This window comes from Clostridium neonatale, from assembly GCF_900465025.1.
In the GTDB taxonomy this organism is placed as follows: Bacteria; Bacillota; Clostridia; order Clostridiales; family Clostridiaceae; genus Clostridium; species Clostridium neonatale.
In genome coordinates this window covers 1,374,310-1,398,478 of record NZ_UICR01000002.1, presented here as the reverse complement: position 1 = coordinate 1,398,478, position 24,169 = coordinate 1,374,310, and the positions used below count along the sequence as shown (strand labels likewise).

At 29.7% G+C, this 24,169-nt stretch carries 14 protein-coding genes and 1 pseudogene; 13 read left to right on the top strand and 2 right to left on the bottom strand.

Annotation, left to right across the window (positions count from 1 at the left end):
• Positions 1-985: 985 nt before the first annotated feature.
• The 3 genes from CNEONATNEC86_RS17900 (at position 986) to recQ (ending at position 3,821) form a co-directional block, all read left to right on the top strand.
• Positions 986-1,396 carry a DUF4430 domain-containing protein gene (locus CNEONATNEC86_RS17900; protein ID WP_058296514.1) on the top strand — a complete coding sequence of 137 codons (411 nt, stop codon included), beginning with the start codon at positions 986-988 and terminating at the stop codon, positions 1,394-1,396.
• Between the two features lie 4 nt (positions 1,397-1,400).
• A complete protein-coding gene (locus tag CNEONATNEC86_RS17895; RefSeq protein WP_058296513.1) occupies positions 1,401-1,919 on the top strand; it encodes a hypothetical protein in 519 nt (172 codons plus the stop codon).
• A 138-nt stretch (positions 1,920-2,057) separates the two neighbouring features.
• Entirely contained in the window at positions 2,058-3,821 is a 1,764-nt protein-coding gene (gene recQ / locus CNEONATNEC86_RS17890) for a DNA helicase RecQ (protein WP_125147529.1), read from the top strand.
• A 107-nt stretch (positions 3,822-3,928) separates the two neighbouring features.
• On the opposite strand, the gene CNEONATNEC86_RS17885 is transcribed toward recQ, so the two are convergent.
• Positions 3,929-4,621: a PHP domain-containing protein gene (locus CNEONATNEC86_RS17885; RefSeq protein ID WP_058296511.1), complete on the bottom strand. Its 693-nt coding sequence runs from the start codon at positions 4,619-4,621 to the stop codon at positions 3,929-3,931.
• 415 nt (positions 4,622-5,036) lie between these two features.
• On the opposite strand from CNEONATNEC86_RS17885, the gene CNEONATNEC86_RS17880 reads away from it, so the two are divergent.
• Positions 5,037-6,305: a CAP domain-containing protein gene (locus tag CNEONATNEC86_RS17880; RefSeq protein WP_159136516.1), complete on the top strand. Its 1,269-nt coding sequence runs from the start codon at positions 5,037-5,039 to the stop codon at positions 6,303-6,305.
• A gap of 168 nt (positions 6,306-6,473) precedes the next feature.
• On the opposite strand, the gene CNEONATNEC86_RS17875 is transcribed toward CNEONATNEC86_RS17880, so the two are convergent.
• A complete protein-coding gene (locus CNEONATNEC86_RS17875) occupies positions 6,474-7,454 on the bottom strand; it encodes an NYN domain-containing protein (RefSeq protein WP_058296510.1) in 981 nt (326 codons plus the stop codon).
• 234 nt (positions 7,455-7,688) lie between these two features.
• Here CNEONATNEC86_RS17875 and CNEONATNEC86_RS17870 point away from each other — a divergent pair, with 234 nt between their 5' ends.
• The 9 genes and pseudogenes from CNEONATNEC86_RS17870 to CNEONATNEC86_RS21650 all read left to right on the top strand — a co-directional run.
• A complete protein-coding gene (locus CNEONATNEC86_RS17870) occupies positions 7,689-9,077 on the top strand; it encodes a L,D-transpeptidase family protein (protein WP_159136515.1) in 1,389 nt (462 codons plus the stop codon).
• Positions 9,070-9,201, top strand: a complete 132-nt coding sequence (locus CNEONATNEC86_RS21865; RefSeq protein WP_268259302.1) for a hypothetical protein — start codon at positions 9,070-9,072, stop codon at positions 9,199-9,201. The genes CNEONATNEC86_RS17870 and CNEONATNEC86_RS21865 overlap by 8 nt, the downstream gene beginning before the upstream one ends.
• A 201-nt stretch (positions 9,202-9,402) precedes the next feature.
• Positions 9,403-9,714, top strand: coding sequence for a PTS lactose/cellobiose transporter subunit IIA (locus tag CNEONATNEC86_RS17865; protein ID WP_058296508.1), 312 nt, complete (start codon positions 9,403-9,405; stop codon positions 9,712-9,714).
• A gap of 76 nt (positions 9,715-9,790) precedes the next feature.
• Positions 9,791-10,096 carry a PTS sugar transporter subunit IIB gene (locus tag CNEONATNEC86_RS17860; RefSeq protein ID WP_058296507.1) on the top strand — a complete coding sequence of 102 codons (306 nt, stop codon included), beginning with the start codon at positions 9,791-9,793 and terminating at the stop codon, positions 10,094-10,096.
• Positions 10,097-10,228: 132 nt separating this feature from the next.
• Positions 10,229-11,548, top strand: coding sequence for a PTS sugar transporter subunit IIC (locus CNEONATNEC86_RS17855; RefSeq protein WP_097919247.1), 1,320 nt, complete (start codon positions 10,229-10,231; stop codon positions 11,546-11,548).
• A gap of 247 nt (positions 11,549-11,795) precedes the next feature.
• The gene (locus tag CNEONATNEC86_RS17850) at positions 11,796-15,962 is read left to right on the top strand and encodes a discoidin domain-containing protein (protein WP_159136514.1); all 4,167 of its coding nucleotides are present in this window, start codon (positions 11,796-11,798) and stop codon (positions 15,960-15,962) included.
• 72 nt (positions 15,963-16,034) lie between these two features.
• The gene (locus tag CNEONATNEC86_RS17845; protein WP_159136513.1) at positions 16,035-18,287 is read left to right on the top strand and encodes a glycosyl hydrolase; all 2,253 of its coding nucleotides are present in this window, start codon (positions 16,035-16,037) and stop codon (positions 18,285-18,287) included.
• A 217-nt stretch (positions 18,288-18,504) separates the two neighbouring features.
• Positions 18,505-23,457 (top strand): galactose-binding domain-containing protein, encoded by a 4,953-nt coding sequence (locus CNEONATNEC86_RS17840; RefSeq protein ID WP_159136512.1) that lies wholly within the window; start codon positions 18,505-18,507, stop codon positions 23,455-23,457.
• A gap of 467 nt (positions 23,458-23,924) precedes the next feature.
• Positions 23,925-24,095, top strand: a pseudogene (locus tag CNEONATNEC86_RS21650) (PTS sugar transporter subunit IIB); the annotation flags it as partial.
• Positions 24,096-24,169 lie beyond the last annotated feature (74 nt).

Sequence of the window (24,169 nt, the reverse complement as noted above, 5' to 3'; positions counted from 1 at the left end):
GTGTGGCTCGCTTGCTACAAAAATGAAGCTAAGAATTCAAACATGTAGACTTGTATCCACAAATGTTTGCTCCAAGGCATATAATGCTTAGTGAGGTACGAACTTAGCAGTATAGCCCATCTTCATCTACCGATGAAGATGTTTCCTTTAATATACCTTAGACAAACAATTGTGGAACAAGTCTACATGAAGAATTCTAAAGCTTCATTTTCGAATGCAAGACACCGCCAACATAAGAGCTTTATTTCTTTGTTTCATCTAAATTCAGAGTATCGGTATTATGTTGCTATGCATAAATACATTTTTAAATTAAGGAATAGTTAATTAACCAAGTTAAAAATTTAAAAAATATAAATTTTTAAATAAGCCATCCTCATATATTAAAGGTTTATTATTTTTATATACATAAATTTCAAGAAAAATAGCAATACATACAACTATATAAAATAATATCATTTCGGGAGAGAGTGTCTTATCATAAAAGGAAAAAATTACAAATAAAAGTAAATGAACCGTTAGGTAAATCCTTTGTGTAAAGATCATTTTCTAAAACAATCTCCCCAAAAAAGAACCACATTAAAAGAATAAGATATCTATTATTGTTAGAAGATTTTAGAGTAAATAAACTATTTGAAATATTGTTACAATTATAAGAATTTATTTTACAAATATTAATAATGCTAATTATTGTGTAAGATGCAATTAGAAGTGGTAACGTTACATTAAATAAAAAAATATTATTAAAGGTATAATACATTTTATATATTTTTGTAAGCGCATATAATTAAAAATTTTCAAAGGAAGTCCTTCTTATATATTATATTTTAGTATTATTATAATAGGAATGTACTAAACAGGAAATTGATTTGCATGAGATGCTTAATAATTGTTATAAATATTAGATATTTATATATTTAAAATCATATGTTTTAGAAATGAGACATATGGTATATACTTAAGGTATTAAAATATCAAGGAGGAGAAGATGAAAAATACAATTTTAAAAAATAAGAAATTTATAGTTTCAATTATTGTCTTACTTATAGCTGTATTTGGTTTTGCAGGATATAAATTTTATATAAATAGTAAAGCAGTAGATGGAATTAAAGAATATAAAATAATTGTTACAGATTCTGATAAAACTTTTAGTGAAGAATTTGATGTTACAACAAAAGAAAAATCACTTGGAGAAGATTTAGATAAGAGAAAACTTATAGAATCTGAAAATGGTTCATATGGAAGATTTGTAACTGAAGTTAATGGAAGAAAAGCAGATGAATCAAAACAAGAATGGTGGAATTTAGTTGTTAATGGTGAAAGTTCTTCAACAGGTATTGATGATGTAATGATAAATGATGGTGACACGGTAGAATTTATATTAACAACAGGATGGTAAAGCAATGAAGTGTTCTGTAAAAGAATTAATCTTATTTGGAGTATTAGCTGCAATTTTAACTATATCTCAGGTATCGTTAAGTTTTATTCCAAATGTTGAAACTGTAAGCTTATTGATAATATTATATTCTTTAATTTATGAGAAGAAATCGATGTATATAGTAGTGATTTTTGTAATGATGATGGGACTTATATATGGATTTGGAACATGGTGGTTTGGTTACTTAATAATATGGCCATCATTGAGTATGATTACATATTTAATAAGAAATAAAATTAAAGAGAGATATTTATTATTATCAATTTATTCGGGGATTTTTGGATTAATATTTGGTGCATTATATGCTATTCCTGTATTTATATTTACTGGAATAAATTCGGGGATTGGATATTGGATTTCAGGAATTCCATATGATATTGTACACGGAACAGGAAATTATTTTATAATGCTATTTTTAGGAGAAAGAATATTTAAATTATTAAATAGGCTAAATAAAAAATATTTTTATACTGGAGAATTCTAAAAATAACATAAAATATTTATAATTTATTTATTATTGGAAATTATTATAGTATTATTATTAAGTGGCATAACAGTTAAAATGGTGCCACTTTCTGTTTACATAAATTAGATAATTAATATTATTAGGGAGGAGAATGGTGTGGATAATAAAGAAAAGATATTTTATGTTTTAAAGAAGTATTATGGATATAGCACTTTAAGACGTGGACAGTTTGAAATAATAAACAGTATATTAAACAAAGAAGATACATTCTGTCTTATGCCAACTGGAGCAGGAAAATCAGTTTGTTATCAGATACCAGCAATTATACTTAGCGGAATAACAATTGTAATTTCTCCATTAATATCTTTAATGAAAGATCAAGTTGATAATTTAACTGAGCTTGGAGTAAAAAGTGCATATATAAATAGTACTCAAACAATGGAAAATATTAAAAATATATTAATAGAAGCAAGCCTTGGGGGATACAAAATTATTTATGTGGCCCCAGAAAGATTAGAATCTAAAATATTTAAAGATATGGTAAAAGACCTGGATATATGCCAGATTGCTATAGATGAAGCCCATTGCGTATCACAATGGGGACATGATTTTAGAAAAAGTTATTTACAAATTTCTGAATTCTATAAGATATTGAAAACAAAACCAGTAATTTCAGCATTTACTGCAACTGCAACAGATGAAGTAAGGATGGATTCAATTAAGCTTCTAGGATTAAATAACCCTTATATGTACATAGGTGATATTAATAGGGAAAATTTAAATATTTCTGTATTTAAAGAGATTGATAAGCTTGAAGAAGTGAAAGATATTATAAGAGCTCATGATGAACAATCAGGTATAGTTTATTGTGCTGCGAGAAAAGAAGTTGATAGTTTATATTATTATTTAAAAGAACTAGGGTATAGCGTGGGTAAATATCATGGCGGACTTAGTGATGAAGAAAAGGAAGAGTATCAAGAAGGATTTTTGTACGAAAGATACAATATAATAATTGCTACAACTGCATTTGGAATGGGGATTGATAAATCAAATATAAGATTCATAGTTCATTTCACCATTCCACAAAATATAGAAAGCTATTATCAGGAAATTGGTAGAGGTGGGAGAGATGGAGAGCAATGTGATTGTTATCTTTTCTACAGCGAAAGTGATTTAAGTAGAATAGAGTATATAATAAATAAAAGTTCAGCTTTGAGTAGATTATCTATTCAACTTAAAAAGTTTCAATCTATGATAGATTACTGTAATTATCATGAATGTTTTAGAAAATACATATTAAATTACTTTGGGAATAAAAGAATAGTAAGTTATTGTAATAACTGCAGCAATTGTTTAAATGATGATGAACTCAAAGATTTTACAAAAGAAAGTCAAATGATTTTATCAACTGTATTTAGAACGAGAGAAAAATATGGAATATCGGTTTTAGTTGATATTTTAAAGGGATTTAAAGGACCTAAAATAATTCAAAATAATTTAGATAAAGTAACTACATATGGAATAATGAAGGAATATGGAAATTCTTTTATAAAAGATTTAATTAAAAGTCTTCTAAATGAAGGATATGTAGATTTAAAAGAAGGAACTTATTCCATGCTTAAATTAAATGCACGTTCGTATAAAGTACTTAAAAGTCAGGAAAATGTAGTATTTAAAATTTTGGATAAAGAAGAAACTATTCTTAATAAAGAATTATTTGAAGACCTTAAAAAATGGCGAAAAGAAAAAGCATATAAAGAAAGAATTAGACCGTATATTATTTTTTCTGATTCAAGTTTAATTGAAATTGTTAATAATATACCTAAAGATAAAGAAGAATTATTGGAAATAAGAGGCGTGGGAAGTAAAAAGGTAGAAGCATATGGCGATGAGATATTGAAAATAATAGAAAAGTATTAAGAGAATATTGATGATTATACCAAATTAAGGATTTTTAATTAGGCATAATCATCAATATTTTTTGTTATTCAGGAAATTAGATTACAGTGAATCTATGAGAATGTTAGTTAAATAGCGTTTTTTTCTAGATGATTAAGAAAAATCTGAATTTCTTTTTCATCTAAATAAGCATCACCAATAAGACCATGAGCTCTATATAATTCATTATTTCTATGAAAATCAGATCCGGCAGTATAAATCATATTATTTTCATTGGCATAATTTATAAAAAATTCAGTCTCTCTTTCTGTATTACTAAAATATTTTGCCTCTAATCCATCAAAACCTAATTTGATTATCTCTTCAAATTGATTTCGTGGTAGTAAAACAGGATGAGCTAAAATTACTGTAGCACCAAAAGCTCTAAGTAATTCAATTCCTTTTTCAACACAGATGTTTTCACTTCTATAAGCAATTGAGAATTCCTTTTTTAATATTTTGTTAAATTCTGAGATGTTGTGATTTTTTATGCATTTTAAGCATTTTATTAATGTTCTGTCATTGAAGATTTCACCATTGAAGTATCCCAAAATGTGTACGCGTGTTCTATTATATCTAGTAGATACTTCAACACCAGGTATAACCTTTATCCCAATCTCTTTACCATGTTTTATGCTTTCTGATATTCCATTTGTACAATTATGATCTGTTATTGAAATTATATCAACACCATGTCTTTTAGCTATATCTATTATTTGAGTAGGTGTACATTTTCCATCAGAATAAGTTGAATGAATATGAAAATCGCCTTTTTTATACATACTTACTCCATATTTATTAATTTCCAATTCCTATTATATGAATTAAAAGCTGAATTGTAACAAAGAAGAGTGTGATTAGCTTAGCAATTTTTAAGATCTGAAAATTATTAAAAAAGTATATAAGCATATATAGATTTAGAAAAAAATAATAGGGGGTAGCCCTTACTATATGGGATATAGAGGGATATCATATAGTAAAATGCATGTTTTTTATAGTATTTTTGAGTTATATTAAAATATCTTTATCTTATAGCATGAGAACAAATGTCGAACAAAATCGAAATGACGAAATGTATGTTACCATAAGTGCAAAGGTTGCTTGTAATAATTTGAATAAATGATAAAGAATCTTATAAAAGATAAGAAAAGATAATTGTTATGATTAACCAAATAAAAAAGAAAAGGAGAAAAACTAATGAAGAGATCTTTTATTTTAAAAAGTATAAGTGGGGTAGCGATTGCAGCTACAATAATAGCATCAAACCCATTAGGAGTATCTGCACAAGGAAATATTTCAACTTCACAAGGAAATGAGATTACTCAAACTACTAATGAGGTAAGTAGCACAAATGGATTTGCTAAAAATAATGGCAGGCTGTGCTATAAGGAAAATGGTAAAGTTAAGACTGGATGGATAAAAAGTAGAGGCAAATGGTATTTTGCAGATAGTAAAGGTGTAATCCAAACTGGCGTAATAAAAATTGATGGAAAAACATATTACTTTAATAAATCAGGCGTAATGCAAACAGGTAGAGTTAGAATAAATGGAACAACATATAGATTTGCTAAGAATGGGCAAGCGGTAGGAAATAAAATTCCAAATGCTTCAAAAGAATTTGATTGCAACGGAAATTTAATATCAAACGGAGATAATGGAACAACAGAAACTCCAGATAACAATGGAGGATCAAACGGAGATAATGGAACAACAGAAACTCCAGATAACAATGGAGGATCAAACGGAGATAATGGAACAACAGAAACTCCAGATAACAATGGAGGATCAAACGAAGATAACGGAACAACAGAAACTCCAGATAATAATGGAGGATCAAACGGAGATAATGGAACAACAGAAACTCCAGATAATAATGGAGGGTCAAACGAAGATAATGGAACGACAGAAACTCCAGATAATGATGGAGGATCAAATGGAGATAATGGAACAACAGAAACTCCAGACAATAATGCTGGATCAAACGGTAATAATGGATCAACAACTCCAGACAACAATCAAAACGATAATGGGTCAGTAAATGTAAGTGGTTTACCTACATTACCTACAAATTATTCAACAACAATTCAAAGTAGTGCGGAACAAAAGATACTTGAATTAATGAATGAAAAGAGAGTAGCTGCTGGATTAAAACCATTAACTATGGACAATACATTATTAGATGTTGCAAGATATAAAAGTAATCATATGATTCAATATAATTACTTTAGTCACACAAATCCAGATGGAACAAACTGGACTAATTGGCTTAAGACTTTAGGCTATAAGTATACTGCGACAGCAGAGAATATTGCATATAATAGTTATGATCCAGTTGAGTTATTTAATCAATGGTGGAATTCATCAGGGCATAGACAAAATATGATGAACCCTAACTATACAAAAGTTGGTATAGGCGTACTTAAAGGAAATGGTAAGTATATGGGGACTCAAACATTCTCTAACTAATATAAATAAAAAAGCATACTAGAAATACAGTACATTACTAAACATATATAATAAAAAATTACTAAGCATAAAATTAAAATTTAAAAATATTACAAAGAATCCTCTAAAATTGAACAATAATTTTAGAGGATTCTTTATTAATTTTATAAATTTTTCATTTTATATAAATTATTTTCGCATTGTAAGGAATAAGGAAGTATTGGTTTGTTTTACATTTAAAAAATCAAGTGACTTAAAAAAGTTAACAGCTTTATTATACCCATACTTCTTTATATAATTTGGATATTTTTCTAAAATTTTCTGATGAACTAAACTCATTCTTACTTTATTATTATTTTCGCTAATCATTTTAATAATCATATCTTTTATATCATTAGATATTTTTAGAGTGTGAGCATCAGTATTATTATCTTCAATTTTTAGTGTCACAAGAGTTTGATTAACAGTTAAAGATTCTATTTCAGCTAAGAAACGAGATAATTTACTATATCCATAATTTCTAACATCAAAATCGGGGTATCTTTTTATCAATCTTTGTCCTACTTCTCCTATATTTACACCAGATTCACTATCTTGAATATCACTAATTATGTTTATGATTTCTTTCTTTATTGTTTCAATATTTGTTAGACTTTTATCTTTAAAAGATGGACTTTGAGTGTTATCAGAATTTGATTCTGATTGAGATTCAGATATAGAAGAATTATTATCATCTTCTTCAGAAATAATGTCTAAAAATTTAAACTGATTGCATGATGAAACAAATGGTTTGGGTGTTTTTTGCTCTCCCATACCAATAACCATCATACCAGATTCGCGAAGTCTCATAGCAAGACGTGTAAAATCGCTATCACTAGATACAATGGAAAATCCTTCAACTGTATTTGAATAAAGTATATCCATAGCATCTATTATCAAAGCTGAGTCAGTAGAATTCTTCCCAGTTGTATAACTATATTGTTGAATAGGAATAATTGAATTTTCTAATAAAATATTTTTCCATGAGTTGCTAGTGGGTTGTGTCCAATCAGCATATATTCTTTTGTAAGTGACTGTACCATAATTAGATGTTTCATCTAATATATTTTTTATATATTTTGCAGAAATATTATCTGCATCTATTAAAATAGCAAATCTTTTTTCTTCCATTAAAATTCTCCTAATTCGATATATTATAAAATGTATAAATTTAAAAGTATATATATAATTTTACCATATGAGTAATGAAAAGTTTAGAAGTTTAATTAAAATATGTATAAAATATAAAAGCAGTTAATTAATAAAAATTAGTATTAATTTTATATATCAATCATAGTATAGAGTATAAAACTGTGAAGGTGTCAATCTTGCAGTTTTTATTCTATTTTATGGGGGGCAAAAATTTTGGGAGAAAATAAAAAGAAAAAAATAATAAAAAAGAATGGGGCTATTATTACTTTAATTTGTATTGTTTTTATAATATATATAGGAATAACAATATTTTTTAGAACTCATTTTTATAATACAACAATTGATGGAATTAATATGTTTGGAAAAAGTGTTGAGGATGCAAAAGACATTATTTCATACAAGTTAGATAATTATTGCGTGAATATAAATGAAGAAGATCAAAAAACTCAATATATAACAGGAAATAGCATTGGATTAAAATATGATCTGGGAAATCAAATAGAAAAAATAAAGGATAAAGAAAATCCATTTTGGTGTATTACTGGAATGTTGAAACATAACAGCTATGAAATAAATAGTATGGTTACTTTAGATAAAGAGTTATTAAAAAAATCAGTAGATAAAATAATAGAATCAAGAAATAAAGATGTTAGAGAAAACGAGAATGCTAAAATTAATTATAATAATGGAGAGTATATTATTGCTGATGAGATATATGGAAATATAATCGATAAGAATGTATTAGAGGAAAAGATTACTGAAGCCGTTGAAAAAGTAGAACAAGAAATAAATATAGAAAAACTAGATTGTTATACAAAACCAGAATATACATCAAAATCTAAAGAAGTATTACAAGCTAAGGATACTTTAAACAAATATTTATGTGCAGAAGTAACTTATTCATTTGGCAATGATAAAGAAATTTTAAATAAAGAGCAAATTCGTAATTGGCTAAGGATTGATGATAAATACGAAGTATATATTGATGATAAAAATGTAAAAGAGTATATTAAAACACTTGCTAATAAATATAATACAGTAGGTAAAGAAAGAGAATTTACAACTTCATTAGGAAACAAGATTAAAGTTGCAGGAGGAAGCTATGGAAATAAAATAGATGAAGATTTTGAAGGTGTACTATTAATTGAGGCAATAAAAAATGGAAAAAACATATCAAAAGAGCCAGAGTATTTGCAAAAGGCAGCATCTACTGGAAAAAATGATATAGGAAACACCTATGTAGAAATAGATTTGTCTAGACAGCATTTATGGTTTTATAAAGCCGGAAGATTAATAACAGAAGGTGATATTGTATCAGGAAATGTGAATAATGATTGTGCAACTCCAGCAGGGATATATTCCTTAGTTTATAAGCAGAAGGACACAGTATTAAAAGGGCAGGGATATGCTTCACCAGTTAATTTTTGGATGCCGTTTAATGGAGGCATAGGAATACATGATGCAAGCTGGAGATATAATTTTGGCGGGGATATTTATACAACCAATGGTTCTCATGGGTGCATAAATGCTCCATATGATTTGGCAAATAAAATTTTTAATAATATAGAGCCAGGGACCCCGGTTGTATGCTATCATGAATAAATTACATGTTATTGCAGCACAATGGCATCTAGAAATAATGTCAGATGAAGATGGACAATCATTTGATATATTTAAAATGCTTATAGCTAAGTGTAAAAATAAAATAGAATATAAGATATTTTAATATTATAGAATTTGATAAATCCATAACTATATTTTAAGGCGGCTATTAAAGTAGTGTGCATGAATATAGCTATGGATTTTTTTGACTAAATATATAATAAATAAAAAAATTACAAAATTTATATTTACAAAAGTTAATATTAGGAATATAATAAATTCATACCAATGAATTAATGATAACGATATAAATGAGGTGGATAAAATGGAAGAGTTAGAAATGCAGATCATGAATATCATAGTTAATGCTGGAGATTGCAAGAACCATGCATATGAGGCGTTAAAAAAAGCTAAGGAAAAAAAATATGAAGAAGCAGAAAAAGAAATGGAATTAGCTGAAGATGCTATAGCAAGAGCACATGATTATCAAACAGCTATGATTCAAAAAGAAGCAAGTGGAGAAAAAGTAGAGTTTTCAGTATTATTTGTACATGCTCAAGACCACTTAATGACAACGATGTCAGAGAAAAACTTAATTCAAGAAATTATAGAGTTAAGAAAGAGTATAAATTGTTAATCTAGAAATTTATTATATCACAATAAATAATAATATAGATTTAATAAATTAATTTAAAAGAAAAGGAGAGATTAAAATGGTAACTATTAGATTATTTTGCGCAGCAGGAATGTCAACAAGCCTACTAGTAAATAAAATGAAAGATGCCGCTAGTAAAAGAGGAATTGAAGCTGATATCGCAGCATTTCCAGAAGGACAAATGGACCAACACTTAAATGGTGTAAACGTGGCACTACTTGGCCCACAAGTAGGATATACTTTGTCAAAGGCAAAGCAAATATGTGAACCTAAAAATATTCCAGTTGAAGTTATTCCAATGGTAGACTATGGAATGATGAATGGAGAAAAAGTACTAGATTTTGCATTAAATTTAATAAAATAATAGATAAATATGTTTATATCAGAATTGGCAGATTCAAAAAATACATTTATCTATTAAATTGAATTAGTAATAATTTCGGAATTATTATCAATTATATTATATACTATAATATAAATTTAGGGGGAAAAGATTATGGCATTTAGTGATAAATTAAATGAAAACGTATTACCAGCTGTTATGAAATTTGTAAATCTCAAAGGAGTAGTTGCATTAAAAGATGGTTTATTATATACTCTTCCATTAACTCTTATTGGCTCAGTATTTTTACTATTATCATCATTACCATCTGAAACATTAAATGTATGGCTAGCTAATACATTAGGCGAAGGGTGGACCGATCCTTTACTACAAGCATATGGTTCATCATTCAATATAATAGCATTGATTGCAGTTGTAGGAATTGCATATACTTATGCTAAAAATGAAGGCTATGAGCCTTTATCAGCAGGGGTTATTGGATTTGTATCATTTTTAATAACAATTGAAGGTTTCGTAGTTACTGAAGATGGAACTAAAGTAGGAGATGTTATTCCTAAAACGTGGTTAGGCGGTAAAGGAATGGTTACTGCAATTATTATTGGATTGATTGTAGGTGCAGTTTATTCTTGGTTTATGAAAAAAGATATTAGAATTAAGATGCCAGCTGGAGTGCCAGAAGGAGTTGCAAACTCATTTTCATCATTAATACCAGCAGCAGTAATTATAATTGGATCAACCATTGTATATGCAGTATTTAATTGGGGATTCCATACAACTTTTGTAGATGTAATATATAAGGTTATACAAACACCAGTGCAAGGATTGACAGATTCTTTAGGTGGAGTGATAGCAATGGGATTCCTTATACCATTCTTATGGTGGTTTGGAGTTCATGGTTCAACAATAGTTGGTGGTATAATGGGAAGTATATTAACAGCTAATACATTAGAAAATCAAGCAATTATAGATAGTGGAAGAGAATTAACTATAGCAAATGGTGCTCACATAGTAACTCAACAATTCTTAGATCAATACATGACAGTTACTGGAGCAGGTATGACTATTGGATTAGTAGTTTGTATGCTATTCTTAGCAAAATCAGCACAATGTAAGCAACTTGGAAGGCTTGCTTCACTACCAGCTGCATTTAACATTAATGAACCACTTACATTTGGTACACCAATTGTAATGAATCCATTTATGGCAATACCATTTATTCTTACACCAATGCTTTCAGGCCTTATAACATATTTTGCAATAGCAACCGGTTTAGTACCACCATTTGGAGGAGTAATGGTACCATGGACTTGCCCTCCAATAATCTCAGGATTCTTGGTAAATGGAGTTAGAGGTGCATTATTGCAAATAGTTGTATTATCAATTTCATTCTTTACTTATCTTCCATTCTTTAAGAAGGTAGATAAAATGAATTATGAAAATGAATTAGCTGCACAAAATAATGTGCAAGCTTAGAAAAAATATCACATAAATCTCAAAAATGATAGATTTATATTACTAGATAAAATTAAAAAAAATTTATATAATAACAGCAATATTAACTTAAAAAACATGAGACTTCTTCTTGCTAATAATCAAAATTTTTAATTATTATACAAAGAGGAGTCTCTTTTTTTTTAGAATTTTATCAGAAGATTATGAAAATATAAAAGTGTAGTAATAAGAAACTTTACAATATCCAAACAATTAGGGGGAGAAAAAAATGAAAAAAAGAAATAAAAAAATACTGACTCTGATTTTAGCAACCAGTATTTTAGGCAGTTTGTTAGCTGAGAGTTCTATTGTAACTAAGGCTAAAGAATTTGATAAAAAAAATAATACCGAATTAGAAGTTAAAAATAATTTAATGGATTTTAATGATGAGACTACTGACGAAGCAGTAGATGTAATTATACCAGAGGAAGTTGATAATACTACTGATGAAGCTGTGAACATTGATGTGTTAGAGATTCAAGAGAATGGTCAATTTGAGGACATAGCGATGGGAAAACCTGCAACATCATCATCAGGACAAAATAGTGCTGCTTTAGCTGTAGATGGTAATGGTGGGAGTAGATGGGAATCTGAGACTAAAGATCCACAATGGATTTGCATTGATCTTGGAGGAAATTTTAAAATAAAAAAAGTAAAGTTAAAATGGGAAGGTGCAGGAGCAGAAGTTTATAACATTCAACTATCAAAGGATGGAAATAAATGGGAAAATGTAGCGGAAGTTACAGATGGAAAGGGAGGAGAGACAAGAGAACTTGATTGTGATGAAACTGTAACTGGCCGATATATAAGAATGTACGGAACAAAGAGAGTTACTACTTATGGATATTCTATATTCGATTTTGAAGTATATGGGCGTGAGTCTGGATTTAAATCAATATCAGGAAAAAGTGAATCGGTAAAGTTAAAATGGTATGCTGAAGATAGTGCTAAGGGATATAATATTTATCGTTCAAGTAATGCGGATAGTGGTTTTGAAAAAATAAATAAAGAGCCTATAACAGGTACAGAATACACTGATACCGATGAATTAGATATAAAAAAATACTATTATAAATTAAAATCAATAGATGAAAATAATGATGAATCGGAAGTCTTGGATTATACTTCAATAACAATTGTTGAAGATTTAGATTTAGGAGATAAAGTAAAGATCTTTGATCCTTCAATGCCAAAAGAGGAAATTCAAAATACTGTTGACGAAGTGTTTAATGAGATGGAAACAGAACAATTTGGTACTGGAAGATACGCTCTTCTATTTAAACCAGGTAAATATAACACAAATGTTAATGTTGGTTTTTATACTTCTGTAATGGGTCTTGGAAAAACTCCTGATGATGTAGATATAACAGGTGCAGTACGTTGTGAAGCAGACTGGTTCCCAGAACAGCCAGGAAATGCTACTCAAAATTTCTGGAGGACAGTAGAAAATATATCAGTTACACCTAAATATAAATCTAATAACGTAACAAGCGAAGAAGGAGATTTAACTTGGGCAGTATCGCAAGCGGCGCCAATGAGACGTACTCATATTAAAGGAAACGTATCATTGTGGGATCCGTATGAAAACGATTATGACCTTGCTTGGGCTAGTGGTGGATTTATTGCAGATTCAAAGGTAGATGGTAAGATTGGATCTGCGTCACAACAACAGTTTTTCACTAGAAATGTTGATATGGATTCTTGGAATGGTTCAAATTGGAACATGGTATTTGTAGGAGATCAAGGCACACCAAAAGTGGATGACGACAAGTATGTATCTGGTAAAGCAGCATATACTGTTGTTGATAAAACACCAATAATAAGAGAAAAGCCATTCCTTTATATTGATGATGATGGTAAATATAAAGTATTTGTACCAGATGTAAGAAAGAATGTGCAAGGAGTATCTTGGGAAAATGGTTTAGGTAAAGGCGAATCATTATCTGTAACTGATACTTTTTATATAGCAAAACCGGAAAAAGATACAGCAGATACATTAAATGAAGCACTTAATGAAGGGAAAAATATTTTATTTACACCAGGTATATATTATCTAAATAAAGAGCTTCATATTACAAGACCAGATACTATTATATTAGGAATTGGTCTAGCAACATTAAATCCAAATAATAGAAATGCAGCTATTGTAGTAGATGATGTAGATGGAGTAAATATTTCAGGATTATTGTTTAATGCGGCACAAGGGGAATCTCCTTATCTATTAAAAGTAGGAGAAGAAGGATCACACAAAGATCACTCAGAAAATCCAATCCTTTTAGCTGACTTATTCTTTAGAGTTGGTGGTGATGGCAAAGAAGGTGCAAGAGCTAAATCATGTATAGTAATAAATAGTGATGATGTTATAGGTGATCATTTCTGGGTATGGCGTGCTGATCATGGTGATGGAGTAGGCTGGGAACTTAACAGATGCGATAATGGACTTGTCGTTAATGGAAACGATGTCACAATTTACGGTTTGTTTGTAGAGCATTTTAATGAATATCAGACATTATGGAATGGTGAAAATGGTAAAGTATATTTTTATCAAACAGAATTCCCTTATGATGTTCCAAATCAAGAGGCATGGATGAGTAATGATGGAACTGTAAACGGTTATGCTTCATATAAAGTAGGAGATACAGTTAAAAATCATGAGCTTTATGGAGCTGGCTTATATACTTACTTTACAGATGCAGATGTAGTTGTAAACAGTTCAGTTGAAATACCAAATACTCCGAATGTCAAAGTAAAACATGCATGTTCTGTATTCTTAAATGCTTATGGTGGAGCTACTCACGTGGTTAATAATACTGGCGGAGCAGTAAATTCAAGCCATATGAGATCAGCTATAGATTTTTATTGCAATAAAGTAGGCGACCCAGCTATTAAGCCATCAGGAGGTGTATTTTCATCTGAACAAAGTATAAGTATTGATTGTGCTGTTGAAGGAGCTCAAATAAGATATACAACAGATGGCCGTAAGCCAACAGAGAAAGTTGGGACAATATATACAGGCCCATTTACTGTTGATTCTACAACTACAATCAAAGCAATTGCTTATAAAGAAGGAATGGAAAGTTCAGATATTTCAACTTCAACAATTACTATAAAACCAAGATTAGCAGATAATATAGCACTTGGAAAACCAGCAAAGGCAAGCTCAGGTAATGCAGCATTAGCTTTTGATGGTGATGCAAATACTAGATGGGCATCTAATTGGGAGAGTGATGAATATATTTCTGTTGATTTAGGTACTGCTTATACTATATCAGAAATAAATTTATTATGGGAGTCTGCATATGCTACAAAATATAAGATACAAATTTCAAATGATGGAGTAAATTGGACGAATGCTTACTTTAAAAATACTCCGAACTATGTAAATATAACAGATTCTGTAATCGATATTTTTAATAAGAATACTACTGGAGGATCAGAAAGCATATCATTCCTTAAGCCTATAAGTGCAAGATATATTAAAATGCAGGGAGTACAACCTATTACTGAATATGGTTATTCAATTTATGAATTTGAAGTGCATGGAGAAAAGTACAAAATAGATGAAACTAATTTAAGAAGTTTATATGAACAACATAAAAATAAGGTACAAGGAAAGTATACAAATATAACTTGGAAATTATTCACAAGTGCTTTAGATTCGGCTAAAGATATATTAGATAAAGATAAAAAATCACAAGAAGAAATAGATACAGCATATAATAATTTGTTAAATGCAATAAATGGATTAAAAGAAGCAAATAATTCTAATTCAGGTTCATCAGGAGGTTCAAGCGGTGGCGGTAATTCATCAGGAGGCTCAAGTAGCGGCGGTGGTTCATCAAGTAACTCAAATAATGAAGAGGTTATAGATAAAAATGATAATTCAGAAAAAGAGACTGGATGGATTAAAGATGAGAATAATGGAAAATGGTATTATTTAGACGTTAACTCTGGAGAAAAAAAGACAGGTTGGTTTAAAGATAGTAACAATAGATGGTATCATCTTGGAACTAGTGGAGCTATGACTACAGGTTGGTTTAAAGATAGTAACAATAAGTGGTATCACCTTGGAACTAGTGGAGCTATGACTACAGGTTGGTTTAAAGATAGTAACAATAAGTGGTATCATCTTGGAGCTAGTGGAGCTATGACTATAGGCTGGTTTAAAGATAGTAACAATAAGTGGTATCATCTTGGAACTAGTGGAGCTATGACTATAGGCTGGTTTAAAGATAGTGACAATAAGTGGTATCATCTTGGAGCTAGCGGGGCTATGACTATAGGCTGGCTTAAAGATACTGATAGAAAATGGTATTACTTAAATAGTGATGGAAGTATGGCATATGATACTTATATTAATGGGTATTATGTAAACTCTAATGGAGTATATAAATAATATTAAATAATGCAAATAGGGATCGCTTATCAGGCCCTATTTGTGAATCTTTTATGAAAGAAGGATAAATTTATGAAACATATGAAAAAGAAACTTCTATCGCTACTACTTATATTTGTTATGGGGATAAGTATGAGTATTTCTTATATACCAGTATATGCAGCAGATTATGTTGAGTGGAAGAATAACGCTATTATTTACCCACAATCAGGACAGCTTGTAGCTGCAGGTCCTATATATCTTCAATGGCATAAACTTGATGATGCAATAAAATATAATGTATATATTGATGATAATTTTCAAGGTTATGTAGATGCTACTAATGATGATGTTATTGAATATGAAATTTATTCTACATCAGTTGCATCACATAAATTAAAAATTGTAGCTGAGTTAGTTGATGGTAAAAATGTTACTTCAAATATAAGAACATTTTATGTATCTAAAAAGGGTATGGGATCTGGAATGATAGATAAAGTTCAAGAATCCGGACTTTCTTGGTACTACCATTGGGCAACAGATCCAATAGATGGAGCAGATCCAAAGATGCAATTTGTTCCGATGATATGGGGAGAAGGAGAGTATGGACCTAATTGGTTAGAAAATCCTGATAATAAAAAGTATAAAACAATCTTAGGTTTTAATGAACCTGATTTTAAAGATCAATCAAATATGTCAGTAGATACGGCTATTGAAGAATGGCCAAGCTTTATGGAGAGTGGATTAAGAGTAGGTTCTCCAGCAACAGGAGTAGCCGCACCATGGAGTAATGATTGGTTTAAGCCTTTTATGGAGAAGATTGATGAAGACAGCAATTTAGATGTGGATTTTATTGCAGTTCATTGTTACCTTGATGGACCATGGGCAGATACATTTTTAGAAATGATTGATGATTGTTATGAAAAATATCATAAACCAATTTGGATTACTGAATTTGGAATTGCAGAATGGAATCAAGGAAAATGGAATACTAATAATCCAGATGCACTTAGGGATATAGCAGAATTCATGAAAAAAGTAATTCCAGCATTAGACAAAAGAGAATATGTTGAAAGATATGCATGGTTTCCGTTTGATCCTACAGATAAATATGGAGGAGCATCAGGTTTGTATGATATGAACACAGGTAAACTTAATTCGCTTGGAAAAGTATATAGAAATTTAGGAAATCCTAAAGGATATACATTACCAAATCTTGATGGAAGCATTGACCAAGAAAGTATTCCAAAAGATATTGTAGTTGATGATGGTTATGCAGAATTGCCAACTGATCCAGAAAATCCAGAACAAGAAACATCAAAAGCACCTACTGTTAATGGAAAGATTTATACTTCTACTACCACTATAAATGGAAGAGCGGGAGGAAATGCAAACATAAAATTATTTGTAGAAGAAATAATTGAAACTAATAACATAACTGCATCAGAGCAAGAAATAATTGAAACTGATAATACAACTACATCAGAGCAAGTAACAATTAAAATTAATAATGCAACTACTTCAGAACAAGTAACAATTAAAACTGAAGAAAAAGAAATAGCATCAACAATTGCGGATAAATATGGAAATTGGACAGCGAAAATTCCTGCTCAAAAGGAAAATACGATTATAAAAGTGACAGCAAAAGAAGAAGGAAAATTAGAATCATCAATATCAGTTAAAGTGTCTAAATATTCTTCAAGTTCATCTGGTTCAGGTTCGAAATCAAGCAGTAGTTCGTCAAAAAATTCTAATGATAAAATAACTACAGGAGAAGAAATCAATACAGATATTAAAGATACTAATAATATGGAAAAGAATGTTGGTTGGGTAGAAGATAAAGACAATAAAACATGGTACTATTTTGATTCAATCTCAGGAGAAAAGAAAACTGGATGGCATAGAGATGCAAATACCGGAAAATGGTATATGTTAGACAGAAAAACAGGTGCAATGATAACTGGTTGGTTTAATGATTTAAATGGAAAATGGTACTATTTAGATGGAAGTTCTGGCGAAATGAAAACTGGCTGGTATAGAGATGTAAATACCGGTAAATGGTATATATTAGACAGAAAATCAGGCGAAATGATAACGAATTGGTTTAATGATTTAAATGGAAAATGGTATTACTTAGATACAAATTCTGGTGAAATGAAGAAAGGATGGATACTGGATGGCAATAAAAAATGGTATCATCTTGGAACTAGCGGAGCTATGACTATTGGATGGATTAAGGATACTGATGGGAAATGGTATTATATGTATTCTGATGGAAGTATGGCATATGATACTTATATTGATAGATATTATGTGAATTTTAATGGAGCATATAAAGAATATTAAGCTCTATAAATATGGTTTGCTCAGCAAACCATATTTATTAAACTTTTTACATCAGTTGTATTACTTAAATTTAATATATCAATTATAAATATTTTAGCTAAATAATAATGGACATATGATAAGCAGTATGCTTATTGACAGTTAAAATTGATGCTAGTAGAGTTGGGATTCAATAAAATCAAAATTAAAAAAAATTAATTTTTAGGGGGAAAAGTTCATGTGTAGTAAAAAAATAATGAATTTAAAGAAAACTATATCACCGATAATTAGCTTTTGCATTGTCACGGGAATGATACAAGGTTTAAATATCGATAAAGTAATGGCGGATGATGTAAGTCCGTATGTATTATCGCTAAATAGGACTGTTTATTCATCATCAGATAATGGAGGATCTACATCAGATAAATTAGTAGATGATGATTATACAACGCGCTGGGAATCAGAATGGGGAAAAGATAATCAATGGATATATGTAGATTTAGGGGCTTCAGCTCAGATAACAGGTGTAAATATAAAGTGGGAAAATGCTTATGCAACTGAGTATGAAATAGAGGTTTCGGATGATGAAGAAAATTGGAGTTCCATATATACTCAAAAAAATGGAAAAGGTGGAGAAGAAAAAATTTCACTCAATGGAAAAGGCAGATACGTACGTTTAAATCTTAATAAAAGACTTTTTGAGGGGTATGGATATTCAATTTATGAATTTGAAGTATATGGCACAGGAGGTGTAAATGAGCCACCAGTAAAACTTGGTGAAAATATAGCACTAAATAAAACAGCTATATCATCTTCGGTTCATGAGGATTGGTATATTAAGCCAGGTCAAGTTGATGCTGATAAGGCTATAGATGGCGATAATAATACTCATTGGGGATCATCTCTTCAAGATAATCAATGGATATATGTAGATTTAGGAAGTATTCATACAATAGGAAGAGTTGTATTAAATTGGGATTCATCAGCTAGAAGCTATGATATAGAAGTATCTGATGACGCTGAAGAATGGAAAACAGTTTATAGAGAATTAAATTCAAGAGGAGGAAAAGAAAACATTCAATTATATGCATCAGGAAGATACGTAAGAATGAAGGGGATCAATAGAGCTACAACTTATGAGTTTGGACTAAAGGAATTTGAAATTTATGATTATGTTGAGAATGATCCAAAACCAGTTTATGAGATACCAGAAAAAGCTGAACAAGTAATAACTAATGTTGGTAGTGGAAGTTATGTGACTGATATGAGTTTATTTACACAACCTAAGGAACCTTATTCTAAAACAAGCAGTATAGAAACACCAATACCTTCAAATGATTGGTGGCAATCATTATTAATTTCAGACTTAGGTAATGCTGTTACAACACTACCCTTAAAATCAAAATATCAAAAGCAAGGATTAGGATTATTAACACCAAGTGCCGGATGGGTGAAGGATAGAACAAATCAAACTGAAAAAAATATAGACTTTTATTTAATGGCTAATAATATAGATACTGCTAAAATGGAAAGTAAAATTAGTGGATATGGAGATTATTCTGCTACAGCTGTATTGAGTGATAATGATACTGAAAAAATGAAAAGCACTTTTGTTAAAGGGTCACCATATATATATTCTGAATTTAGTGATCCGAATTCTGTAGAAATATATTCAACAGCTATTGATAAAATTTTTGATGAGAATGGAAATACTATATTAGGAAAAAGTGGAGATGAAATATCTACAGATCATATAGGTATAGAAATTGAAAATACAACAGAAGATCCAGATAAAGAAACTATCACTAGATATTATGGGGTATTTGCACCAGAAGGAACTGTTTTTAAAAGAGTCGGAAATAAAATAAAAATACAATTGGGGAATGGAGAAAAATATTTATCAATTGCAACTATGCCATCAGATACAGACTTAAGTTATTTTTATGATCATGCATATGCATTTGTAACTGATACAAAAGTTGATTATGATTATGATGAATTAACATCGAATGTAACAACTAAATTTGAGCAAAAAGTTGATTTAAAACGTAAAGATTTTGCAGACACTACTTTAATGTGTATGCTTCCTTCTCAATGGAAGAGAAGTGATAAAGAAACAAGCGATTTAAGTTATCCATCAGTAAGAGGAACACTTAAAGTAACAGAAGGAAATTCATTTACCACAGTTGATAAATTCAATGGAATTCTTCCACAATTTATAGAACCTTTAAATTCTGAGTATTCAAGAAATACTCTTATGACTTATCTTGAAGAATTGGATAAATCTACATCGTCAAATTATATGAGTGGTGATGCTTATTGGCAAGGGAAAGCATTGCATCCATTAGCCATGGGAGCACTTGTAGCAGATCAAATTAATGCAGTAGAATACAAGGAAAAATTCCTAAGTAAATTAAAAGAAATTTTAGTTGAATGGTATTCTTATAAACCAGGTGAAGAAGAAGGATATTATTTCAATTATAATCCAGAGTGGGGAACATTAATATATAAAAATAGTGAATTTGGAGCTAATACTGGAATTACAGATCATCATTTTACTTATGGATATTTTACCTTTGCATCAGCTGTGCTAGCTACTTATGATTCAGAGTTTTTAAATGATTACGGATCTATGGTAGATCTCTTAATAAGAGATTACGCTAATCCATCAAAAAATGACTCTAAATTTCCACAGTTCAGAAGCTTTGATCCATATGAAGGACATTCTTGGGCAGGTGGTTATGCAGATAACGATGATGGAAATAATCAGGAAGCTGCTGGAGAGTCATTGTTTGGATGGGTAGGAGAATACTTATGGGGAATAGTATCTGATAATGAAGAATACAGAGATGCTGGAATATATGGGTTTACAACTGAACTAAATGCAGTAAAACAATATTGGTTTAATTACGATGGAGATAATTGGCTACCTGAATATGACCACAAAACAGTTGGACAGATATATGGAGCAACTAATTTCTATGGAACATTCTTTAATGGAGATTCTGTATATGTATATGGAATACATTGGCTTCCGACAAGTGAATATTTAACCAATTATGGTATTGAGAAAGATAAAGTAGCAGAATTATATGATGGTATGAGACAGGATATTATAAAGGATTATCATAATAGTAGCGATCCAAATAAGGGAGAAGAGCCAGACCCGAATGACGTTGAAAATGCATGGAAGCATATAACATGGCCAATAGAATCTTTGAGTGATCCTGAATCAGTAATTAATAAATGGGATACATCAGAATTACAAAAAAATGAAATGTATAATACTTATTGGTTTGTAAACAATATGGCAGCATTAGGACAACGTACAGATGAAGTATGGGCAGAAGGTGGAGTTAGTGCAAGTGTGTATAAGAAAGACGATATTTATACAGCTATGATATGGAATCCAAGTGATGATCCAATGACTGTTAAGTTTAGAAATAATGATGGTGAACTTGGATATACAACAGTTGCACCAAAAAAACTGGTTGCAGTAAATCCACTGATAGAGGGAGCGGTAAGCAAGAGTGCTTTACAAGCAGAAATAAATGCAGCAAAGGAAAAGGTACAAAGTGATTATACAGAAGATAGCTGGGAAGATTTTAGTTCACTGTTAGATTCAGCAGTTAATGTTAATAATGATGAGAATGCAACTACTAGCCAAGTTGATGAAGCACTTAAAAACTTGTTAAATGCAATTAAAGATTTAGAAAATATTAATGATATACCTTCTTCAGATACCAATATAGCACTTAATAAAAGTGTAGTATCATCATCAAATGAAGCAGACGGATTATCAGGTAAATATATTACAGATGGAGATCTTAATAGTAGATGGGGTTCAGACTGGAATAATAACACAGATAATCATCCAGAATATGTGTATATAGATTTAGGAGAATCATATTATTTAGGAAGCATGAAAATAAAATGGTCAGATGCTTATGCGAAAAATTATGAAATACAAGTATGTGATGAAAATCCTGAGGATGAAAACAGTTGGAGAAAAGTATCAGATATTGATGAGGGTAATGGTGGAGAAGAAGATATAGAATTTAATGATGTAAATGCACGATATGTACGAATATATTGCAAAGAAATGGGACTTGCTCCATATGGATATTCTATAAAGGATATTGAAATATATTTAGCTGTAGATAAAAAGGAATTAGTCAATATAATAGAAAAAGCTAATGAACTAAATAAAAATGATTATACAGAAGAGAGCTGGAATAAATTTAGTAATGCATTAGAATTAGCAATACAAATTAATGAAAATGTAGATGCTAAACAATACCAAGTAGACAGTATTGTCAAAAAGTTAGAAAAGACAATGAATCAACTAGTTAAGAATGATGGAGAGTCTAATCCAGATGTAACAGATGAAAGTTTAGCGCTTAATAAAAAAGTTATATCATCATCAAATGAAGCAGATGGATTGTCAGGCAAATATATTACAGATGGAGATCTTAATAGTAGATGGGGATCAGACTGGATTAACAACACAGATAATTCTCCAGAGTATGTATATGTAGATTTAGAAGATGTATATGATATAAATAAAGTAAAGATATATTGGGATAATGCATTTGCGAAAAATTATGAAATACAAGTATGTAACGAAAATCCTGAAGATGAAAACAGTTGGATAAAAGTATTAGATATTGATGATGGGAATGGAGGAGAAGACGATATAGAATTTAATGACGTAAATGCACGATATGTACGAATATACTGCAAAGAAATGGGACTTGCGCCATTTGGATACTCTATAAAGGATATTGAAATATATTCAGATGCAGACAAAAAAGAGTTAGATAAAAAAGAATTAGATAAAAAAGAATTAGTCAATATAATAGAAAAAGCTAATGAACTAAATAAAAGTGATTATACAGAAGATAGCTGGAATAAATTTAGTGATGCATTAGAATCAGCAATACAAATCAATAAAAATGTTGATGCTAAACAATATGAAGTAGACAGTATTGTTGAAGAATTAGAAAAGACAATGAATCAATTAATTAAGAATGATGGAGAGTCTAATCCGGATGTAACAGATGAAAATTTGCCTCTTGATAAAGAAGTTATATCATCATCAGATGAATATATTACAGATGAAGATCTTGATAGTACATTGGGTTCAGACTGGATTAACAACATGGATAATAATCCAGAGATGTATATGTAGATTTAGAAGATGTATATTATGAAAAAATTAGAAATTTACGGGGGAAATATAATAATTTAAGTATAAATAAGTGTAAAGCTCCATAGAGAGGATCACACTTAAAATAAAAAATTACTTTTTCTTAATTAATAATAACAGTATAAATAATCATAAGAAGAATGTTTTACTTTTATGGTAAAAAAATAAATTTTTTTACCATAAAAGTAAAATTTATATTTACAAAAAATAATCATAATAATATAATGAATTCATGCCTATGAATTTAAATGCATGTGATAAAGAGGGATGAAATGGTTGGAAAAATAAATTGTGAACATAACTGTGCATGCAGGAGAGGGTAAAAATTATACATGTGATTTCTAAAACTCAATGATTCAAAAATGAACTAGCTGAGAAAAGATAGAACAGTAGTATTATTTGTATATGATCAAGAACATTTGAGGACTGCTATATCAGAAAAAATTTAATTAGATAATGTAAGCTTAGCCTTACTTGGATCACAAGTAGGATATACTTTACCAAAAGTATATGAGATATGTTAAGCAAAGAATATTCCAGTTGAAGTTATTTTGATGGTGGATTATGGAATGATGAATCGTGAGAAAGTATTAGATTTTGCATTAAATTTAATAAAGTAATAGATAAATATGCTTATTTTAGAATTGGCGTATTCAAATTATTTTTATTCTATTAAAATTTATAAATTATTGTC